This is a genomic window from Marinobacter alkalisoli (genome assembly GCF_045449795.1).
Classification (GTDB): Bacteria; Pseudomonadota; Gammaproteobacteria; order Pseudomonadales; family Oleiphilaceae; genus Marinobacter.
Genome location: NZ_JBJJLB010000004.1, coordinates 46,631 through 67,224 on the forward strand (window position 1 = coordinate 46,631; position 20,594 = coordinate 67,224).

17 protein-coding genes are annotated in these 20,594 nt (G+C 50.4%); 2 read left to right on the plus strand and 15 right to left on the minus strand.

Annotation, left to right across the window (positions count from 1 at the left end; genetic code table 11):
• Position 1 precedes the first annotated feature (1 nt).
• The 12 genes from ACJO3M_RS01180 to cysQ all read right to left on the minus strand — a co-directional run bounded on the left by ACJO3M_RS01180 (position 2) and on the right by cysQ (position 12,429).
• Entirely contained in the window at positions 2–1,237 is a 1,236-nt protein-coding gene (locus ACJO3M_RS01180) for a glycosyltransferase family 4 protein (protein ID WP_406998950.1), read from the minus strand.
• Positions 1,238–1,282: 45 nt separating this feature from the next.
• The gene (locus ACJO3M_RS01185; protein WP_406998952.1) at positions 1,283–2,392 is read right to left on the minus strand and encodes a glycosyltransferase family 4 protein; all 1,110 of its coding nucleotides are present in this window, start codon (positions 2,390–2,392) and stop codon (positions 1,283–1,285) included.
• Positions 2,389–3,639, minus strand: a complete 1,251-nt coding sequence (locus tag ACJO3M_RS01190; protein ID WP_406998954.1) for an O-antigen ligase family protein — start codon at positions 3,637–3,639, stop codon at positions 2,389–2,391. Before ACJO3M_RS01190 ends, ACJO3M_RS01185 begins: the two co-directional genes overlap by 4 nt.
• Complete coding sequence (locus tag ACJO3M_RS01195) at positions 3,629–4,936, minus strand: flippase (protein ID WP_406998956.1); 1,308 nt, start codon at positions 4,934–4,936, stop codon at positions 3,629–3,631. Before ACJO3M_RS01195 ends, ACJO3M_RS01190 begins: the two co-directional genes overlap by 11 nt.
• The gene (locus tag ACJO3M_RS01200) at positions 4,933–6,120 is read right to left on the minus strand and encodes a glycosyltransferase (RefSeq protein ID WP_406998958.1); all 1,188 of its coding nucleotides are present in this window, start codon (positions 6,118–6,120) and stop codon (positions 4,933–4,935) included. The genes ACJO3M_RS01195 and ACJO3M_RS01200 overlap by 4 nt, the downstream gene beginning before the upstream one ends.
• Complete coding sequence (locus ACJO3M_RS01205) at positions 6,121–7,332, minus strand: polysaccharide pyruvyl transferase family protein (protein WP_406998960.1); 1,212 nt, start codon at positions 7,330–7,332, stop codon at positions 6,121–6,123.
• Positions 7,333–7,379: 47 nt separating this feature from the next.
• On the minus strand, positions 7,380–8,456 hold the full coding sequence (locus tag ACJO3M_RS01210; protein WP_406998962.1) for a DegT/DnrJ/EryC1/StrS family aminotransferase: 1,077 nt from the start codon (positions 8,454–8,456) through the stop codon (positions 7,380–7,382).
• A gap of 43 nt (positions 8,457–8,499) precedes the next feature.
• A complete protein-coding gene (wbpD, locus tag ACJO3M_RS01215) occupies positions 8,500–9,075 on the minus strand; it encodes a UDP-2-acetamido-3-amino-2,3-dideoxy-D-glucuronate N-acetyltransferase (protein WP_406998964.1) in 576 nt (191 codons plus the stop codon).
• A gap of 68 nt (positions 9,076–9,143) precedes the next feature.
• Positions 9,144–10,094 (minus strand): Gfo/Idh/MocA family protein, encoded by a 951-nt coding sequence (locus tag ACJO3M_RS01220; RefSeq protein ID WP_406998966.1) that lies wholly within the window; start codon positions 10,092–10,094, stop codon positions 9,144–9,146.
• Positions 10,095–10,123: 29 nt separating this feature from the next.
• On the minus strand, positions 10,124–10,882 hold the full coding sequence (locus ACJO3M_RS01225; protein ID WP_406998968.1) for a Wzz/FepE/Etk N-terminal domain-containing protein: 759 nt from the start codon (positions 10,880–10,882) through the stop codon (positions 10,124–10,126).
• A gap of 301 nt (positions 10,883–11,183) precedes the next feature.
• Positions 11,184–11,666 carry a transcription/translation regulatory transformer protein RfaH gene (gene rfaH, locus ACJO3M_RS01230; RefSeq protein WP_406998970.1) on the minus strand — a complete coding sequence of 161 codons (483 nt, stop codon included), beginning with the start codon at positions 11,664–11,666 and terminating at the stop codon, positions 11,184–11,186.
• 4 nt (positions 11,667–11,670) lie between these two features.
• The gene (cysQ, locus tag ACJO3M_RS01235; protein WP_406998972.1) at positions 11,671–12,429 is read right to left on the minus strand and encodes a 3'(2'),5'-bisphosphate nucleotidase CysQ; all 759 of its coding nucleotides are present in this window, start codon (positions 12,427–12,429) and stop codon (positions 11,671–11,673) included.
• Positions 12,430–12,591: 162 nt separating this feature from the next.
• Between cysQ and ACJO3M_RS01240 the strand changes: the two genes are divergently transcribed.
• Positions 12,592–13,953: an MBL fold metallo-hydrolase gene (locus ACJO3M_RS01240; protein ID WP_406998974.1), complete on the plus strand. Its 1,362-nt coding sequence runs from the start codon at positions 12,592–12,594 to the stop codon at positions 13,951–13,953.
• Positions 13,954–14,047: 94 nt separating this feature from the next.
• Here ACJO3M_RS01240 and ACJO3M_RS01245 read toward each other — a convergent pair whose 3' ends face one another.
• From ACJO3M_RS01245 to ACJO3M_RS01255, 3 genes are all read right to left on the minus strand, one after another.
• Complete coding sequence (locus tag ACJO3M_RS01245) at positions 14,048–16,015, minus strand: AarF/UbiB family protein (RefSeq protein WP_406998976.1); 1,968 nt, start codon at positions 16,013–16,015, stop codon at positions 14,048–14,050.
• Positions 16,016–16,325: 310 nt separating this feature from the next.
• On the minus strand, positions 16,326–17,870 hold the full coding sequence (locus tag ACJO3M_RS01250) for an O-antigen ligase family protein (protein WP_406998978.1): 1,545 nt from the start codon (positions 17,868–17,870) through the stop codon (positions 16,326–16,328).
• 135 nt (positions 17,871–18,005) lie between these two features.
• A complete protein-coding gene (locus ACJO3M_RS01255; RefSeq protein WP_406998980.1) occupies positions 18,006–18,479 on the minus strand; it encodes a pilin in 474 nt (157 codons plus the stop codon).
• Positions 18,480–18,876: 397 nt separating this feature from the next.
• On the opposite strand from ACJO3M_RS01255, the gene pilB reads away from it, so the two are divergent.
• Positions 18,877–20,592: a type IV-A pilus assembly ATPase PilB gene (gene pilB, locus ACJO3M_RS01260; RefSeq protein ID WP_406998982.1), complete on the plus strand. Its 1,716-nt coding sequence runs from the start codon at positions 18,877–18,879 to the stop codon at positions 20,590–20,592.
• Positions 20,593–20,594 lie beyond the last annotated feature (2 nt).

The window sequence follows — 20,594 nt, forward strand, 5'->3', positions numbered from 1 at the left end:
CTCAACTAACATCCTCTGGGCCAAACAACAAACATTCGAGGCGTTTTGCAAGCAAAGAGTAATCGTAATGTTCCAGCGCTGCTCTCTTTCCATTGTCCCCCATTTTAGCCAGCTCCTCAGGAGTTTTTTGATAAAGGCTCATTATGGCTTCTGCCAACGCTTCTGGATTTTCTGCAGGCACAGTTACGCCAGCGCCAAATTTCTCCACCGGATCTTCGCCACCCGAGAAAGCATGAATTACCGGTCTTCCGGAGAAGAAATACTCCGGAACCTTATTGGCCCCAATTCCAAAGCGATAGAGCGGCTCGTCTTTCCACCCGATAAAGCATACATCAAACTCCTCTAACACAGACGGAACCTGAGCCTTCGGAACCGCTGGCAAAAACCGAACGTTAGCCAGACGTTCTCGTGCAACCCGTTCCAGCAGTCGCTCTTTTTCTTTACCGTTACCTACAAGAACAAAAATAATTTCTGTTTTATTGCTAAGCAACGCCGCCGCCGATAGCAAACAGTCCAGGGCATTCGCAACGCCGATCGTACCCGCATACCCCACTACAAACTTGTTATCTGGAATCTCGACAGCCACTTCCGGGTCAAGTTTCTCGCATGATTCGATTTCGCTGAGCGAGACACCATTTGGAATCCATGCAAACTTCTCAGGCGCCATTCCTCTCTCGACCATATGATGGACAGACCCAGGAAGATTGGAAATAACACGATCAGAGACCCTGTAAGCCCTGTCTTCGACCCACTGAAGGAAACGGACGAAGGGGTGTCGTTGCGATACGCCACCAATCTCAGTCAAGGTTAAAGGCCAGATATCCCGAACTTCAAAGGTGAGAGGCACTTGGTAGTAGCGGGATAGCCGTTCTGCACTTAATATCCCGACCAATGAGAGCGACGAGTATAAAATCGCATCCGGTTTCTGCTGGATAAATCTTTTAAGTCCTAGCAGCCTGTAGGCAAATATTGACCAATTAAGAATTCGACGGCTATTGTGTGCATCGTTGTACACGGGCACCTTTATCCGGATTACATTGAGGTTGCCCGCCGTGGACATCGTGTATGTCGATTCGGGTTGGATTGGTGAGTGAAGTAAATGGTGAAAACTCGCCATTATCAGGTACACGTTCACACCATTAGCGGCCAGCTCTTTTGCCAATAGGTAGTGTCGTCCGCCCATACCGGTTTCAGGCGTCGAGGCATATTGGTTTATTATCCAGACGGTCTTCGTCATAATTTTTTACTAGAGGTGAATACTGGTCGGACAACACTCAACGATTTACTGTCCAGCGATTAGCTCGTACCAGTCAAAAAGTTTCTTCTCTTCAATCAGCCAATTGTATTTTTGCTCAACCGCAGCCTTACCATTCTTCCCCATGAACTCGGCTTCTTCGGGATGGGTAATGAGATAGTCAATCGCCTGAGCAATGGCTTCCGGGTCAAGCGGGTCTACGCATAAACCGCATTGATTACTTTCAATAATCTGCCTCCAGAGCGGAAAATCAGAGGCAATTACCGGCAAACCTGCCGCCATGTACTCAAACATTTTTACCGGCAACGCATCCAGGTAATTGATAATGGGGTGCAACGTTACCAGACCCGCGACGGAGTCGCTCAGCGTCTTCTTCACCCCCTCCCGGTCGAGCCAACCTACAAAATCGACCTTTCGCCAGCCTGCCTCCGCACGTACTTGCTGTTCGAAATCGGTACTCCGAAAATTACCTGCGAGCGCAAACCTGACATCTCCCTGTATTAAGCCAATTGCCTGAACCATCTCCTGAATACCGCGGACCGGGTCAAGCCCGCCCAAATAACAGACCTGAGCTTTTTTCTGCGACCAATCGGAGCCGTCGTCAGACAGCTCACCAAGCAGCGGATAATTGTTTATATCCACTGCCCCTATTCCCATTTCAAGAAACTTGTCGCGAATGTATGGCGTGGCAGCAATCACTCCATCCAGCTTCCGACAAGCCTGGCGCTCATATAGAGCAAACGCCTTCGAAAGCAGCCATCGAACAGGCCTATTCAGATAAGGTTTGCCAAGCAACTGCTTAGGGACATCCTCATGGGCGTCGAAAATGACCTTTTTGCCACGCTTTTTTAGCTTCAAGCCAATGGGAATTAACTCTGGATCGTGTAGGTGATAAATATCCGCATTGAGTTCACAAGCTTTTTGCAGAACGCGCTTTGGCGCATGGAGGATACGATCGAGACGACCTTTGGACGCACCTACATCGAATATGAAAACACCATTTTTCTCCTCATCGCCCTTGCCGTCGGCCAAAACCAGCGAGGTCGAGAGATCCTTCCTTGAGAGGGAAATGCATTCTTTAAGGAAGATTCGTGTGTCGGAACGAGAATGGGCGGAGGTTAGGTGAGCTATCTTCAAAAGACGATTTCCTCGTTTGTCTGGTGTAATCTTCGTTCGCTGAGAATGCATGCAATATTTAGAAGTACAACCAACGACATCAGCTGGTAACCTGAAAATATGTTATTTGTTACCATAATCAGAATAGACATTAAGGTGAAAACAAAAAGACACACCCCCCAGTGCGAACTTAAATTACGCAATGCAAGCCTTATCAGATAAACTATGTAAACAGAAAAAACTAAAACCCCGACCAAGCCATATCTCTGAATTATTAGCGCATACTCTGAGTCAATTGTGGTATCGAAGGACGACTTTGCTGGCCCAACACCAAACAATGGAGAATCCAAGAATATTTTCGAAGCTAAATAGATATTTTCAAACCTCACATTCAAGCTATTATTTTTACCTTCCAAGGCATGCTGAATTCCGACATAGACATAAGAAAGATCCAAATAAAAAACCAAAAAAATAACCAGAGATATAGAGGCAAAAAAAAGCAAAACCTTTAGCACAAATAAGCCTCTGAAAAAAAACATGTAGTAAAAACCCAAGCCAAATAAAACAGCAATTAACGCAGTTCGACTTTGAGTTAAAAAGCATAGATAGAAAAACAACATGAAAGCCAAAAAATACCAAGCTCGCCTATAAATAGAATATAACGAAAAATAATATACACCAAAAAATGATGCAATTATTCCACCTACATTCGGATCGGATCCTGTAAGTGTTATCCTATGCCCAGACAAAACATGATCAATGTGACTGCTATTACCACCTAAGTACAGATAGGAGATAGAGTGACCGATACCGAATACCTGAACGAAGCCGACAAATGCCGCCAATATCGAACAAAAAACAACAGCTTGATGAAAAGTTTTAAGAGACTTAGGCCCTATAAATGGAACTAGAAGTAGGTACGGCCAAAATTGAATATATTTTACAGCTTCAACGATATCACGCCCGTTCACCGATGAAAGACCACAGACCCAGGAAGCAAGCGCTGATATACACACCATTACGCCCAACACAAGAGGAAAGATAGATGACGGGTGGATTAATGGCACTTTAAACCAGAAAAATAATACACATAAAAAAACGACTGGGCTTAGAAGCGTTACCAAATATAGACCTAGACCTCCCAGCGAAACTGATGGCAGAACTACCGAAGAAAGTAGTCCAAAACCAATAAGTATTGCAGCGAACCCGCCAATATTTTTTGAAAACTCAGTTTTAGCTATACGGTGACTTGAACAATCATTCTTCACAAGAACTTCCTAAATCTGCGCCCGATAGAAGTCTGACCAACCAAGCCTTAACTACCGCATTAAGACAATACGCCACGCTCGTAGCCCAAGCCGCCCCCACAATCCCATACTCCGGCACAAGTAAAATATTCCCGATAACATTAGCGGTCACGACAACAATTGAGGAGTACATATTCCATTCTGGCTTCCCCGCAGCGGCTATACAATTAGCATATATCCGGGAACCAGCACCTGCAATAATACCCGGCAAAAGCCACAAAAACGCCGGCAATGCTTCCACATAGTCCTCACCAAACACAGGACTAATCAGCCAATAAAGCATAATAGCGACGCCAACACTTGCTGCTGTCGTAATTCCTGAAACCACCCAAAAACCCTTATTGGTTAATGCCCACCGGGCTTCGGGGTTCTGGTGCATGGCCGAGAGTTTTGGCAATAGCACGGTGCTAGCGGCTTGCGAGAGCATCCAGAGCTTTTCAGCAATCTGCACGGCAATTACATAAATACCGGTAGCTGAGGGGGTGAGAAAGAAGTTCACTAAGAAGATGTCGGTCCGGTAGTTGACAAAGGCCAGGATATTAGAAAGGTGCGCCTTCCAGCCGTAACTAAAAGTTCGGCGGGCATACACGGAAAGGGAAGTACGACTATCAACCATTTCTCTCGACGATTTACTGCGACTCAACAGCCGGAGAACAACCAGCAGACCGACCAATTGCCCAGTGATGTACGCCACCATCGCTCCAGTCACCCCAAACGGTAGAAGGTAAAGGGCGATCACCACGCCGGTCAGATTTACATAGGGAGGCAAGAGTACGGTAAGGTTGAAGGATTTGAAGTCCTCCACACCTTGAAGAATCGTATTAAGGTACGCAAGGGACAATGTCAGTGGAAAGCTCGCAAGGCCGAGGTAAAGCAGGCTTTTGGGCACCCCTGGAAACAACTCCCCCCCCCAAATAAACAGAACAGGTAACGCACATGTCACCCCAGCTGTTGCGACAACCAGTGCCAACCACAAGTTGCCTGTAACTGCTTGATTAATATTAAAGTCGCCACGGCTGACATAATAAACTGTTGCCGCCCCCACCCCAAGATTCAGAAAATTGGCTAGCATTGTGGGGATAAGGATGGCCATAGCGTAGAATCCATTACCTTCTGGCCCGAGCTCTCTTGCGATCAAAACCACCAGCAGAAGCTGCGCAAATGCTGCCAGCAATTGCCGACCGAGTGTCATACCAATGTTTCGCCTTAGTGGAGACGCCAAGGCAAGGCTCCTCAGCCGAGAAACCAATGTGCTCATCCGAGCGCTTCCGCTGGAACGTTGTCAGAGAGCACGCGCCCATACTCTTCAGTTAACCTCGCAGCAACAGCTGGCCCAGAAAAGCGTTTTTTCGCCCGCTCGGCAATGTCTTTTCGGTTATACTTGGAGAGTTCCACTCCAACGCGTTGCATCGCTTGGCACAGTTCTGCGGGGCATTTCGGAGGCACCAATGCACCATCCCCATCACCAACAATGCATTCAGGGCCACCGCAACGGGTGGCAATAACGGGAACACCCGCCATCAACGCCTCTGCTGCGACAACACCGAACGTTTCGTAATGGCTTGACACCACCATAATGTCTATCTCGGATAACAAATTTGGCACTTTTTCCGGCGCTATCAACCCTAAAAATTTAACTTTTTTTGCAATACCTAATCCGGCAGCTTGCTCTTCTAAGGCTTCCCGAATTGGTCCATCACCAGCAAGCCACAGCTCCGCAGACAAGCCACTCTCGACAACGGAGTAAAAGGCTTCAACCAAGTCGAACTGACCTTTTTTTGTTGTCATCAAAGCGAGATTCATAAACCTCACCGGGCGATCTTCCCGGACAAAATTCTTTGGCGTTTTGAAACGATCAGCCACTACATTGGGAATCCATTTCCATAGCTCTTTAGTGAATGCAAACTGATTACCTAAAAGCTCAGCAAGAGAGGGGCTTACTGCAATTCGTGAGCGGCTACCGGTGATGGCTTTTTCTGCGAGCTTCATCTGCCATGGCATATAAACGCCTCTAGCGAAACCTGTACTGTGTTCGGTTAGCACGACCGGGATTCCGAACTTCTCACCGAGATCCACAGCAACCGCCCCACCAAAAATGGCAGCGTGCGCGTGAATAATGTCTGGCTTACCATGGTGTTTAATATAATTGCGGAATAGCCTTTTAGCCGCGCTCTTGAAAAGCCAGTAGTTGCCATAGGGTACCCTTGGCAAGATTGCGTATACTTCTTTTCGGTAGATTATTAGTCCTTCGTCTATCTCGAAGTGACGCAAAGATTTTTCTTTGACCTTACTAAATAAGGTACGCACCGATTTCATATGTGGTGCTATTACACCGACTTTATGCCCGTGATTGAGAAGAGCAAGCGCTTGGTCACGGAAAAAAACACCACTAACATCGTGAGGGGTTGTTGGGTACCACGAGGGAAGAATGAGTAGATGCATTCAACCTCCTCTAGCAACGCGTTTTTTTAAGACCAAGCTCATCAATGCATCCACGTCATTATCGCTTACATAATCTCTGTTAGAAATTTTTTCTCTAAGGCTTTGATCAAGAGAATCAAAAGCAGTGCCCGACAAAACCGAGTCGAAACTTTCGACTATCGTATTTGAAGTTTGAGCATTCAGCACATCTCGTACTTTAGGTTGATATTCTACTGCAAAGACACGGACACCAGAAATATACGAAACAATACCCGCATGTAGTCGAGTAACTAATGAAAATCTTGCTCTAGAGCAAACAGCCAATAGTCGTGATACAGTATTTCTACCTCTAAGAAGACTTATATCAACCGGGAAATTACTGGTGCTTTTATACTGATGAAGAAAATCTTCAGAAGAAAACTCATCTAAAGGGTAGTTGGTATTAAAGATGACCACCTTCTCTATGCCTAGACTCTCGACCAACCTGTCAACTATACGCACCATATTTGACAAATAATCACTATATTTCTTTAAATCCTCAACGGGCCATCGTTCACTATATACGGCAGCCACATTTAACATAAGAACATTATCTTTAACAACTCGAGTTAGATCGTGACACTTAATCCCAAATGCTAGATCCGGCCCAACCAATGAATCACCGAATCCCAAGCGCTCCTCACAATATTTCTTTGACGAAGCGTCCCGAAAGTAAACCCCCGCAGCGGACTTCAGGCAGTACAACAAATCGTTCTCACCTTGCAAGGTATTTATTGGTGCAGAACCAACACCAACAAAGTAGTATGGAACCTTTTCATCCCTCGACAAATCACAAACTGTTCTTAAAATTTTCGGCCAATTCTTGTAAAGATCCATGACAAGATTGCCGCCACCAACTAGCAGAACATCCGTTGCCCTTAAAACTTTTCGAGCACGGCATTTATTTATCGGAGATTGTTTGCGAAGCCTTTTAAAGAATCTCCATATTTTGTTTAAAAACTCCCCGCCACCGTAAAGCGAATCATCAAATGCCTTATAGACCGCAACTTCTTTTACCCTTCGATCTAGCCCTAACTCCTTAAGCTCTCCATTGATTCCTAACTCTCCCAATGCAAGAACGGTGATTTCTACATCATCACCCAAGACCCTATAAATTGACGAAATCAATCCAAGAAGTATTGCCGTATCACCAATGGAGCCACCGTTATAGCTTCCAAAAATTGCAACTTTCATAATTTAAACTCAGAGATCAAAATGGAGGAGTGTAACCCTCTGGAGCGTTACTTTACCTTTTGGACTACGTACCAACATTCATTTTCTGAGAGATAGGGATGCATCGGCAAACTCAACACTTTCTCCGCCATTTTATCCCCCACCGGCAAAGCTGTGCTTTCATCTGCCACCGCAGGCTGCTTGTTCAGAGGTATAGGATAATGCACTGCGCTAGGAATGCCCGCTTCCTGCAGTACGGCCTGAGCAGCTTCGCGATTGTCTACCCGGATGGTGTACTGCGCCCAAGCTGAAACATTATGCTCTTCAATGAAGGGAGTAGTTAAAATGCCAGCGTCATTCAGTAACAAGGTATAGCGCTCTGCAACCTGATTACGAAGCTCAATTTCTTCCGCCAGGATTTCTAGTTTTGGCAGCAGAATAGCCGCCTGTAGCGTATCCAGGCGGCTGTTAACACCAACCCGAATATGGTGGTACCTGCGGTCCTGCCCGTGTCGGGCAATCTGACGTAATACTACGGCTAGCTCGTCATCGTTGGTGAATATGGCACCGCCATCCCCGTAACAACCCAAGGGTTTAGATGGGAAGAAGCTGGTGCAACCAATGGTGCTCAGATTGCAGGATTTTTGGCCCTTGTAGCTGGCGCCGAAGCTCTGGGCTCCATCTTCAATCACCGGCAGGCTGTGCCTGGCAGCGATTTCATTAATAGCGTCGAAGTCGGCACATTGCCCATAAAGTGAAACCGGAATAATTGCCTTGGTGCGCGGAGTGATGGACGCCTCCAGCTTCGCAGGGTCCATATTGTATGTTTTCGAGTTAATGTCCACATAGACTGGCTTTGCGCCCAATACAGCAGGAGTTTCCGCAGTGGCTATGTAGCTGAATCCTGGAACAATCACTTCATCACCAGGTCCAACCCCAAGTGCCATCTGCGCAATTTGGAGTGCGTCTGTGCCGTTGGCTACTGAAATACAGTGCTTGGCGCCAGCAAACTCTCCCAACTTTTCTTCCAGTTCCCGCACTTCCGGACCAAGTATGTATTTTCCATGCGCCAACACTTTCTGAATGTTAGCATCGATCTTGTCTTTAATTCTGGCTTGCTGCGCTGCCAAGTCTACAAACTGCATACGGAATTAACCTTTAAAAGAATCAACTGACACACTGGAACCATCAGCTTGTTGAAAGCTGCCCACCACTAAGCAGGTACTTGGCACCGGTATGGGTGCAAACTGCCTCCCCATCACCTGAAACTGGCAAATCCAGTTGCTCGCCAAATTCACTCATCCAGCCAATCTGCCGGGCGGGCACACCCACCATCAATGCATACGCTGGCACATTTTTATTCACCACGGCACCGGCACCCACAAAGGCAAACTCACCAATGGTCACACCGCAAACAATGGTGCAGTTTGCACCGAGCGTGGCACCACGCTTAACCAACGTATCCCGGAATTCATCCTTTCGCTCAATTAGCGAGCGGGGGTTGTACACATTGGTAAAGACCATGCTAGGCCCGCAAAAAACGCCCTCTTCCAGATGCACGTTATCGTATACAGATACATTGTTCTGAATCTTGCAGTTGTCACCCACGGTGACCTTGTTGCCCACAAACACGTTCTGCCCCATGGAAACATTCTTGCCGATTTTGGCGCCTCCGCATACGTGTACAAAGTGCCAGACCCGGGAGCCTTCACCAATCTGGGCGCCTTCATCTACTATGGCGCTGGGGTGGATAGTTACGGACATAGGTGCTCCTTTGCGCTTGGGAGGGTTTGCTTCCCCCTCTCCCTCCAGGGGAGAGGGGGTCTTTCGGGTTATACAGTTTTTAGGAAGGGGTGATAGTTGCCGGTCAGGCCTGCAGGGGTCGCATTGCGGATGTTAGTTACTGTTTCAATTGCAACCCGGTTATCCTCCAGACCAAAACCTCGGCCTTTCAGGATCTCTTCGTAGCTGCGAGTATGAAGATCAGTGAATCCCCCGGAGAACTCGATTTCTTCTCCGTCGACAGTAATAGAACGATAGGTTCGTTGCCCTTGGGCTTTTGCACTTACAGGAACGTATTTGTAATCAACCGAGAGGAACCAGCGAACGCGGGCTTTTTCATATTCGAGATAACCGGCGGCCATGGTTTCGTCGCTGTGATGAACCACGTTTTCCTGCAACTCACCAAAAATGAAGTGAAGCATGTCGTAAAAATGCACACCAATGTTAGTCGCAATACCACCAGACTTTTTATCGTCTCCTTTCCAAGACTGAAGGTACCAATGACCGCGGGAGGTAATGTACGTCAGGTCTACCTCATGCTTGGTACTTTTCTGCTCACTCTGCACCTTTTCACGTAACGCAATTATTGATGGGTGCACTCGTAGCTGCAGAATTGTGTTTACTTTTTGCCCTGTATCCTTCTCAATTTGCTGAAGGCCATCGATGTTCCAGGGATTCAAAACGAGAGGTTTTTCGCATATAGCATCTGCGCCTGAGCGCAATGAAAATCTCATATGCGAATCATGAAGGTAGTTAGGAGAGCAAATGGAGATGTAATCCACGGCCTTTCCGCCGTTTTCACGGCGCAACTTGTCGATATGACGGTCAAACCGCTCGAACTCCGTGAAGAAATCAGCATCAGGGAAATAGCTGTCAATGATTCCAACGGAATCATTTTTGTCCAAAGCCGCAACTAACTCGTTATCGGTGTCTTTTACGGCTTTCATGTGCCGAGGCGCTATGTATCCTGCGGCTCCAATCAATGCGAATTTTTTACTCACAGATTCTTTCCCTCTATCTAGATCAAAAATTAAACGTCAGGTCTTAGGGCGGCCCGGACCGAGCTCCCAAATTCTGTTAAGAAAGCAGTAATAATTCCGAGTATTCCAGCCAGCATGAGAGTAAGAACCATGATAAGTGCTCTGGCGGGACCAGTTTTATCGGCGCTCTCTCTCGCCACGACCAAAACTTCAATACCCTTTAGGGCCTCAAGGTCGCTTTCAAGTTCTACCTTGCGCTCGAATGCCTCGGCTATTGCTGACCCCGTATCCTGGCCTCCCCGAAGGGTCTCAATCGCACGTTCAGTTGACTCAATTCGACTTTGCAAGCTTCTTTTTTCGCGTTCGATCAGCGCGTTTTGTCGCGCCAGAATTTTTTCAACCAGATTCTGGTGAACGCTCTCAACAAACTCTTTGTTCTCTTTTGAGGTTTCTGAGAGGAATCTAATTAACCCCGTATTTTCAGGATTCGAAAATGAAACGTTAAACGGGAGTTTTCTGTCGGTTTCTGCACGGAATACGGTTTCTTGTTCCGGCAACCATCTGTTCTCGAGTGTCGCTATAGTCGTTTCAGGCTCTTCTACGTACTTGCCAGAGCCTTTTTCAGCAACCTGAAGCAGACTAGTGTACTGGTACGTTTCTTGTGCAAGCAGCGCATAGGCTAGGCCACCAAGCGTGATCGCCAAAAACACCACATAAAAAACCCGACGACGTCTTATAAAGGTGGCAGCCAGGTCCACAAGGCTAATCTCATCATCATAATGCGGTCGCTGATCTGAAGTACTGTTCATCGATTCAAGTCCGAGTCATGCTTAAGTTATTGATTAAGGCACGCTACCGCCCCACCGGCCCTATTCAGTGCGTCAGGCGCGGCCCGTTTTCACAAGAAGAACTGCCTGCGTGCTATGTGCATTTGTAAAGATGCGCGAATTCTACGGGAACTGGCACAGTTTTTCAGTTAATCCTTGTTAGAAACTAGTTAGGATCTGGCAACCGTTACTCTCAAGGTGAAAGACGATAACTCAGAAATTCCGTTCCTCGACAGGCCTATAAAAACAGGAGAAAGGCCCAAAGGGAGGGGCAAAATATGTCTTACGAGTGCCGGATAGAAGAAACCGGCACCTTCACACTCTGCTGCTTCTGCATAAAGCCAATCAAAACAATCGCCCGCTCTTCCCCATCATAAGCCTGAAAAATCGCCTCCAGCCCCTGAAACGGCCCGTCGCTGAGCTCAACAGACTGCCCTGGCTTGATACCACCCTGCTCTGCCACGGTATGCAAGCTATCCCTGACATGCTCAATAACATCATCCGCGATTGGGGCTGGCTTGTTGGCAAACCCCACTACCCGCAACACACCCCGAGTAGAGCGGAGTTTGGACCACATGGGGTCGGTCTTCTCCAGGTTCACAAACAGGTAGCCGGGGAACAGCGGCTCGAGTTTGCGGGTGCGCTTGCCTGCCTTGATTTTTTCCACGGTGATCTTGGGGTAGAAGCAGGCGATGTCCTGGTTCTGGAGGTTTTCCAGGGCCCGGTCACCCTGGGCAGGTTTGTGTTGAAGTGCGTACCAGGTCATGGGCTTACTTTCCGGACGCAATGAAATGGGGGTTGAGTACGTCTTCCTTGCCGTATTTTAGCGGCAGGCCTTCCAGCGTTTCCACTTTACCGCCGGCGGCGATCAGCACTGCGTGGGCTGCACCGGTATCCCATTCGCAGGTGGGGCCCAGGCGCGGGTAGATATCCGCCAGTCCTTCCGCCAGGCGGCAGAACTTCAGGGAGCTGCCGGCCTGCACCAGTTCATGCTCGCCAAGCTTATCTATAAAGCTGCGGGTTGCGTCATTCATATGGTTCTTGCTGGCGACGACCCTTTTGGCGGCTGTCGGCGCAACAACCTGAATGGGGCTGACCTCGCCTGCGTGATCCCGCTTGTAGGCACCCTCGCCTTTTATGCCCCAGAAAGCTTCCTTCAGCGCCGGCGCGGTGACCACGCCCATTACCGGTTCGCCGTCTTCGATCAGGGCGATATTGACGGTGAACTCGCCTGTGCGCTGGGTGAACTCCTTGGTGCCGTCGATGGGATCGATCAGCCAGAATCGGCGCCAGTGTTTGCGCTCGTCCCAGGGGATGCTGGCGCCCTCTTCAGACAGGATGGGGATGTCCGGGGTGAGGCTTTCCAGGCCTTTTACAATGACATCGTGGCTGGCCATGTCCGCAGCGGTGATGGGGGATTGATCTTCCTTGTAGTGAACCTCGAAATCGGATTCGTAAATAGGAAGTATCCGCTCTCCGGCTTCATCGGCAATCCTGATGATGTCGGGGAGGATGGCGCTGTATTGCATGAAGGGACGTCCTGCTGGTGGGTTTTGGGGTAGTTTAACGGAGTGGCGGGGGGTGGTGTTAGTGCTGTGGCGATTGATGAACACCAACCCGACACAAATCAAATCCGCATTCCTAGCTTTGCGCTAAGCTGACTATCAGCACTCACTGAATGGAGTCAGCCCATGAAACTGCGCTTCCTCGGCGGCGCCGGCACCGTAACCGGTTCCCGTTACCTTCTATCAGATAACAAGCACCGGTTGCTGGTGGATTGCGGCATGTACCAGGGTGTAAAAACCCTTCGTAGACGAAACTGGGCGCCCTTCCCGGTAGAGCCTTCCACTATTAACGCCGTGGTACTGACCCACGCCCATATCGACCACAGCGGCTACCTGCCGGCACTGGTGAAGAACGGCTTCAAGGGAAAGATATACTGCACCAAGGCCACCCACGATCTGTGCAAAGTTTTGCTGCCGGATGCCGGCTTTCTCCAGGAAGAGGACGCCAAATACGCTTTCCGCAAGAAGTTCTCCAAACATGAAAAGCCAGAACCGCTGTTCACCGAGAAGGACGCCTGGGAAGCACTGAAGCATTTCGAATCGCTGCATTACCATGAAGCCTTTGAACCGGTAAAAGGCATGGAAGTGACCTTCACGCCTGCCGGCCACATACTGGGTTCATCCTGCGTGCACGTCCGCCACAAGGCGAGTGACCGCACGGTGGTGTTCTCTGGCGATGTCGGTCGGCAGGAGGATGTGATCATGCGACCGCCGGAGCCCCTCCAGAAAGCGGACATCCTGGTGTGTGAATCCACCTACGGTGATCGGCGCCACGCGGAGACGGATCCCGAGGAAGAGCTGGCGCAAATCATCACCAGAACCGCCGGCCGCGGCGGTATTGTGCTGATGCCGGCATTTGCCGTGGGCCGGGCCCAAATGCTGCTGTACCTGATTCACGAGATCATGGGCCAACAGCGTATCCCCAAATTGCCGGTGTACCTGAACAGCCCGATGGCCATAAAAGCCACAGAGATCTTCTGCCGACACAACAAGGAACACCGGCTAAGCGCCGCGCAATGCGAAATGATGGATGACCAGACAGAGTTCGTGCGCACCGTTGAAGAATCTATCAAGCTGGATGCCGCGCGCTATCCCTGCGTGATTATCTCCGCCAGCGGCATGGCCAGCGGCGGGCGGGTGCTGCACCATTTGAAGACCCTGCTGCCCAACCCACGCAACAGCGTGGTGTTTGCCGGGTTCCAGGCCCCGGGAACCCGGGGAGACGCGCTGGTGCACGGCGCGGAGTCAGTAAAAATCCACGGCGAATACTGGCCAGTGAAAGCGGACATCCATAACCTGGATTCACTGTCTGCCCATGGTGACTACCAGGAGATTTTGACATGGTTGGGACAGGGACAACTGAAGCCAGAGAAGGTGTATGTCACCCACGGAGAGATGGTGGCCAGTGATGTGATGCGCAAGCGTATTGTGGAGGAGCTAGGGTGGGAGGCTGAGGTGCCGGAGTTGTTTGATGAGGTGGAGGTTTAGGTACGTTGTCGGATTACGGCTTCGCCTAATCCGACCTACGCGGGATGAATCTGGCTTTTGTAGGTCGGAATAGCGCAGCGTAATCCGACAAACCTCAGACCACCCCCGGCAATAACCCACCCTGAAGACGAGTCACCCGATGACTCAACCGCGCCATCCCCAGGTTAAGCGGAAACAACACCAGGCTTTTAACCGTGTCCCGAACCACCAGGCTGCGGGGCAAACCATCATAAATATTGATGTACGCGCCAGCCATTGCCACCAGGGAGCGGGACAGGTGCAGGTAATCGCTGTGAATCACAATGCCCAGCTGATAGGTATTGGACAGCAACTGCAGCGCGGTCTGCATACGCCGATGCAAACCTGCCGCACCCTCCCGCCACAGGGTGCGTAAAGCATCCTCGGTCAGCGGCGAGACTTCCCGGCGCGCAAGTGTGTCGCTCAGGCGCTCGATGATTTCCTCCCGGCGCAGTCGGTTCTTGTCGGGGTGGGTACTCATTTCAATCAGCATATCGCCCAGGCGCTCAGTATCCGCCATCAGTACGCTGATGATGTAATCCCGCACAAAGCTCCACTTACCGGCCATATGCACCGCATTGCCCCAGTCGATCAGATAAGGCTCCGCATCGGGCGAGACCATGATATTGCCCGGGTGCAGGTCACCATGGAGCTCGTTGTACACAAAGATGTGTTCAAACAGGGTGAACAGGAAGTTCTCCCCCAGGGTGCGCTGGAACTGCTTTCGCTCCGATCCCTGCAGGCTGCCAATGGCATTTTTGATGGAAACGGCGTCGTCCACGTACTCCATTTCCAGGATACGGCTGGTAGCCACAAACACATCCGGCACATGCCAGGCCCGGGTTATCCGGGCACGTGCCGCAAAACGACGTTGGATGACCGCTTCTTCTTCAAAGTTCAGTTCCTGCTCAAAGCCCCGGGTAAACTCCTTCACCTGGTCCGACAGCGCGTGGAGGAATGGCAACAGTTTGGAGTGCGGCGCCCAGAACTGGCTGCTCACCAGCATCAGCTCAATAGCCAGGTTGCCCATCTGGAACTCCCGCTCCAGGTTATGACGGGCCACCTTGACGATCACCGGCTGCAGGCGCTCCAGCCCGCCGTCATCCTGTACGACCTTCTTGGTGAGGTACACCGAGCCGATCGACCCGGACTTCAAGGGTTTATTCACATCGAACTGGACGTACATCTCGCCTGGCAACTTGCCAAAGCAGTCCATAAAGGCATCGTTGACTTCATCCGGTGTCATCGGATCGACGTCCTCCTGGAACACCGCCAACTCTGCGGCAATTTCCTCCGGCAGGAAATCGGCATTGGCGGCTGCGACCTGGGCCATCTTGATAAACAGTGGGCCGAACTCCCGAACCATGCGGGCAACAATCTGTGCCTGGGCGGCAAAATCCTTCGGATCGGTTTGCAGGAAGGGCTTGATATGACGAATAGCCTTGATCTGCCGCCGCAAAATCACAAGATCCCGACGCAGGACACTGACCTTACGACCCACATCCGCCAGACCTTCCTGATTGGCCTTGCGGATATCCTTGAGACGGTTCACCAGTTCAACAATCAACGGTTCGTAGGAACGCAGGACCAAACGGACGATGTCGAGGTTGAGTTCAATCAGCCCCTTCAGCTCTGGCGCGTCAAGCAGCTCATGAAAGAAGTTCCAGAATTCATCGACGACGCTCTCCGGCACCTCGATCGGACTGCGGGTAACCACCTGCCCCACCAGGAAGCGGATCAGCCCCTCGGTGGTTTCCTCATTGGGAATCAGGCGATACTTGCGCAACACCCGCGTCAGCGAGCGAGACTGCACATTCAGCGGATGCTCATACAGCGTGTCAAACAACTCGTCCAGCGCCGAACTAAGCTGTGTCTGGTCAATCGGCTCCAAGTTGCCCACTAACCGAGCCACCGGCCAGAACGCGCGGGGCACTTTCAGTGTCATCGACGTGAAATTACCCACACCCCGGATCGCGGACCCGGTGCGCTCCCTCAGGACAGGAATGTTGATCTGAATGATTTTCTGCTGGTCTTGCTCGCCCATGTAACCTCGTAACCCGGCACAGTGCTGGATGGGGTGGTACTATGCCAGATTGTTGAGGGGAAGTTTGGGTGTTTTTGGGCCGAAATTCTTGAGTAAAATCGCAATGGAGCGGAGCAACTGCCCTAGCCGTTACTTTAAAGTATATAAGCAAGCGCAAATTTAAGTAAGAGTCCGGCCATCACACCTTGTCAGGTATAGCCGACTTCCAGTTGTTGCCGGAGTTGTGTGATGAGGTTGGGGTGTAGGGATTGGGCAAATAGAGCGAACTCCCGCATTCATTTTACGCTGATTTAACTCCAAGAGAGCCTTATTAGCGCGGAAAGTTGCCATGCATCCAAAACCGAGGGTATGTGGCCTTACCCACCTCTTCAGCATAGCTTTTGCTGTCGCTCCTCATATCCATGTAATAATTTGACACTCCTTGCACCCAAAGCAGCCAACTAAAACATAAGGCAACAGACAGAATCAAAACAATTGTCGAGTGCAGCCCCATGCGTTTTCGCACTCCCGTGCTCGACAATGCATTGGGCTCAATTGGAACAATAAGCGCCCAGAACATTATCAATACAAACAACCCAACAAGCATTGAGCCCGGGGCTAAAAAAACGGCAGATACCCCCGCATGAAACAAAGCAGCAGAAACTGATCCAGTGAGAGCAGCAAGTGAGAACGATATTTCACCAAGCGTTTGCGTTGCAGGGCCACTCATACTGACGGTCCGGGCTTGCCAAAAATAACGAATCGCCTGCAGCACCAACAACCCCATAAACATAACCAAAAGCCAACCATACTCCGCTGCCCAAAGGAGGTACATGTTATGTGGGTGGCCAAACTTCAAACTAGAAGCGTAGACGATGGTCAACGGCTCCACGGTCAGCCACGACTGAGGCCCCATGCCAAACGGAAAGTTCTCCAGACTTCTGTGCCAGGCTTCCATAAAAAGTGGCAAGCGCCCTGCGGCTCCAGTATGAAAAGTCCGGAGTTGGCTTTCTCCGTCATATAGCACAAAAGGAATAAGCACTGACAAGAGGAGCCATATGAGTATTCCTACCGCCAGCTGGATCAGAAAGACTTTAAACCACGGCAATGCTCTTTTTCCGAATAGCGAGATTGCCAATAACACACCAAACGCAATCCCTAGCAGGGACCCCCTCCCCATACTCTGTATGAGAATCCACCACCACATCCCCGCACCAGCTAACACGAATAGACGCCATGCTCGCTTGTGTTTTAGCGGCCCCATCAAGACCGCAAGGGGAAAGAGGGGAAGACACCAAGTGGCAATATGGCTCCAATACCGAATACTGCCAAAGCCATACGGTATATGACTCCCGAAATTGGGGTTGCCGTCAAGAAGCGCAAACAAATAAATATTGATACAACTCAAACCGTAGAGAGCACAAGCAGCAGCCATACCGACAGAGAAAAGCCTAACGCAAACCATAGTCATGCCTGTGCCTTTCAACAACAGGCCAACCAGATTCATGGTTAGGAAGAAAAGCGCATACATTCCGGGCTCAGCCCATACATACTCATTCTCACTAAAAGGGAGGGAAAATAGCAGGAACGCAGAACAGAGCAGAATGGTAGGCAGGGAGAGCTTTGCAAGCCAGAAAGCGTCTGAAGGACCTTTTAGGGCAAACATGGTGAGAGAAAAAACACTTAGCAGACCCATTACGAGCACAAGCATGAATCGCTGACTGGCATATGACCCTATACTCCCTGGAACCAGGTACTCACCGAAAAGGACGAGAATCAGCGATAAAACACCTGCTCCGCAAACTGCATAAGCTATAAAAGGCAAAGCCTTTACTCTCCAATCGCGGGAGCCGTCATATACTCGTCGTTGCTCCAAAAGCTTTCTCCCCTAAAAAGCCAGGACATTGCGCACAGTTAAGCGCCAGCAAACGCAAAACGGCCCGAGGCGATATACCATCGGGCCGTTTGATCAAAGTCAGACTACGTTACGCCTAACCTTGCGTCTTCATTATTACGATCTTTCGAAACCAGTGTTAGAGGCGCCACAGGTAGTCGGGCTTGAGCTATCAACCACAATATCCCAAGTGATGGCCTGCACACTTGCGCTGGGAACCATAATGACGTCGCACCCGCCAACTTCAGCCGAACCACTAATGTTGATAGCAGCAGTGTTCGCGGTAATAGTGGGGGTTGCATCCATGAACTTACCTTGCTGCAGGGAGTAGGTCTGAGGCAGGTCACCCGTAGCCTGAAGCTCACCAATGGTGTCACAGGAATCCAGAGCCTGCATTCTGTTCACGCATGAGGCAACTGCAACTTGGACAGGGCGAACAGACGAAATACTATCGGTCCACTTAGTCCGGGATACGTAATCTTGATACTGCGGGATCGCTACAGCGGCGAGAATACCGATGATGGCCACAACGATCATCAGTTCGATCAGGGTGAAACCTTTTTGAGCGTGATTCATTTGAATGTTCTTCATTATTAAACCTCTGCGTTAGTCGGTTTTTGAACTCGGAATGGCTCCGGGGCCGGTGGAGCTGTGCCCCGCAACCGGTTTGAGCCTGAGAGGTTTGTAAGCAGGGGGCATGCCAACATCCTGATTAAGTTAATAAATGCCCTGATAACAGCGCGATGCTGGGTCCATGTGAACTAGATCACACAGGATACGAATGTGAAATAATGTCAACCAGCGTCAGTGTGTGACAACTTTGGTCACCCTCCCGCTAAATTTCACTACTCCTCTACATCCCCCAATTCTTGAGCAGGATCATGCTTTACAGTTCGTGACTTTCCAAAGCATCCCCAGCCATCTAAACTCTTGTACATTCGCTCTTGGCAGAGTTTCAGCAACTTAGGCAGCACTCTTTATACCCTTTATGGCTACCAACAAATCCAACGTAACGCTTACCGGCCTTGCACGTCGCTTTGTGGAGGACGGGCTACTTGATGAAGCAACCGCGAAGGATGCCTTTATTCAGGCCTCCCAGAACCGGATCCCCCTGATCACCTATCTAGTTCAAAACAAACTGGCAGACAGTAGCGGGCTGGCCTTTTCTGCCGCCATGGAATTTGGCGTATCCGTTCTGGATCTCAGCGCTTTTCTTCCGGAGATGCTCCCGGAGAAGGTGGTTGATGAGAAGCTGATTCGGAAACACAACGCGCTACCCTTGTACAAGCGTGGCAATCGACTGTTTATCGCAGTTTCCGACCCCACCAACATCCAGGCGCTGGATGAGATCAAATTCAACACTGGCCTTAGTACCGACGCCATACTGGTTGATGATGCCAAACTGCATGACGCCATCGACAAGTACCTGGAATCCCAGGACTCCACCATGGGGGATCTTGAGGACGCCGATCTGGAAGGCGTGGAAACTGAAGGCGGAGAGAAGGACGACGATGGTGCAGTTAGTTCCAGCGAAGTTGATGATGCTCCGATCGTAAAGTATGTGAACAAGATGCTTCTCGACGCCATTCGAGGCGGCGCATCGGACGTCCACTTTGAGCCCTATGAAAAGGTGTACCGGGTACGCTACCGGACAGACGGCATTCTGAAGGAGATGTCCCGGCCCTCTATCAAGCTGGCCCCCAAGATCTCGGCCCGGGTAAAAATCATGGCGCAGCTGGATATTTCCGAGCGGCGGGTTCCCCAGGATGGCCGGATCAAGATGAAGCTGTCCAAGACGAAAGCCATCGATTTCCGGGTGAATACCTTGCCTACCTTATGGGGCGAGAAGATTGTTCTGCGGATTCTGGACCCCAGCCAGGCCAAGCTGGGGATTGATGTATTGGGGTACGAAGAAGACCAGAAGAAGCTGTACATGGATGCCCTGCAGCAGCCGCAGGGCATGATTCTGGTAACCGGCCCCACGGGGTCGGGCAAAACCGTTTCTCTCTATACCGGCCTCAACATTCTGAACACGCCGGAACTGAACATTTCCACTGCGGAAGACCCGGCGGAGATCAACCTGGAAGGCATTAACCAGGTCAATGTGAATACCAGGGTCGGCCTTGGGTTTGCCGAAGCCCTGCGGGCTTTCCTGCGGCAGGATCCGGACGTGATCATGGTGGGTGAGATCCGGGATCTGGAAACGGCCAATATCGCCATCAAGGCCGCTCAGACCGGCCACCTTGTACTTTCAACTCTGCACACTAACAGCGCGGCGGAAACGCTGACGCGGATGATGAACATGGGCGTGCCCGCTTTCAACATCGCCACCTCCGTGAGCCTAATCATTGCCCAGCGACTGGGCCGGAGGCTGTGTAACAGCTGCAAGAAACCCGCGGACATTCCCCACGACGTGCTTATAGCCGAAGGGTTCACACAGGAACAAATTGATACAGGCTTCACGTTGTACCGCCCCAAGGGCTGTGATAAATGCAATGGTGGATATAAAGGCCGCGTCGGTATTTACGAGGTGGTCAAGATTACCGACGAGCTGGCGAACATGATTATGGAAGAGGCCAGCTCCATTAAAATTGCAAAGCAGGCTCAGGCCGAAGGCTTCCAGAATCTTCGCCAGTCCGCCCTCAAGAAAGTGATTGAAGGTGTGACCAGCCTTGAGGAAGCCAACCGCGTGACGAAGGATTAACC

Excerpts from the sequence above, each read along its gene's own strand:
- ACJO3M_RS01180 (WP_406998950.1), bottom strand. The coding sequence starts at position 1,237 with ATGACGAAGACCGTCTGGATAATAAACCAATATGCCTCGACGCCTGAA.
- ACJO3M_RS01195 (WP_406998956.1), bottom strand. The coding sequence starts at position 4,936 with ATGAGCACATTGGTTTCTCGGCTGAGGAGCCTTGCCTTGGCGTCTCCA.
- ACJO3M_RS01200 (WP_406998958.1), bottom strand. The coding sequence starts at position 6,120 with ATGCATCTACTCATTCTTCCCTCGTGGTACCCAACAACCCCTCACGAT.
- ACJO3M_RS01205 (WP_406998960.1), bottom strand. The coding sequence starts at position 7,332 with ATGAAAGTTGCAATTTTTGGAAGCTATAACGGTGGCTCCATTGGTGAT.
- ACJO3M_RS01210 (WP_406998962.1), bottom strand. The coding sequence starts at position 8,456 with ATGCAGTTTGTAGACTTGGCAGCGCAGCAAGCCAGAATTAAAGACAAG.
- wbpD (WP_406998964.1), bottom strand. The coding sequence starts at position 9,075 with ATGTCCGTAACTATCCACCCCAGCGCCATAGTAGATGAAGGCGCCCAG.
- ACJO3M_RS01225 (WP_406998968.1), bottom strand. The coding sequence starts at position 10,882 with ATGAACAGTACTTCAGATCAGCGACCGCATTATGATGATGAGATTAGC.
- rfaH (WP_406998970.1), bottom strand. The coding sequence starts at position 11,666 with ATGACCTGGTACGCACTTCAACACAAACCTGCCCAGGGTGACCGGGCC.
- cysQ (WP_406998972.1), bottom strand. The coding sequence starts at position 12,429 with ATGCAATACAGCGCCATCCTCCCCGACATCATCAGGATTGCCGATGAA.
- ACJO3M_RS01240 (WP_406998974.1), top strand. The coding sequence starts at position 12,592 with ATGAAACTGCGCTTCCTCGGCGGCGCCGGCACCGTAACCGGTTCCCGT.
- ACJO3M_RS01245 (WP_406998976.1), bottom strand. The coding sequence starts at position 16,015 with ATGGGCGAGCAAGACCAGCAGAAAATCATTCAGATCAACATTCCTGTC.
- ACJO3M_RS01255 (WP_406998980.1), bottom strand. The coding sequence starts at position 18,479 with ATGAAGAACATTCAAATGAATCACGCTCAAAAAGGTTTCACCCTGATC.
- pilB (WP_406998982.1), top strand. The coding sequence starts at position 18,877 with ATGGCTACCAACAAATCCAACGTAACGCTTACCGGCCTTGCACGTCGC.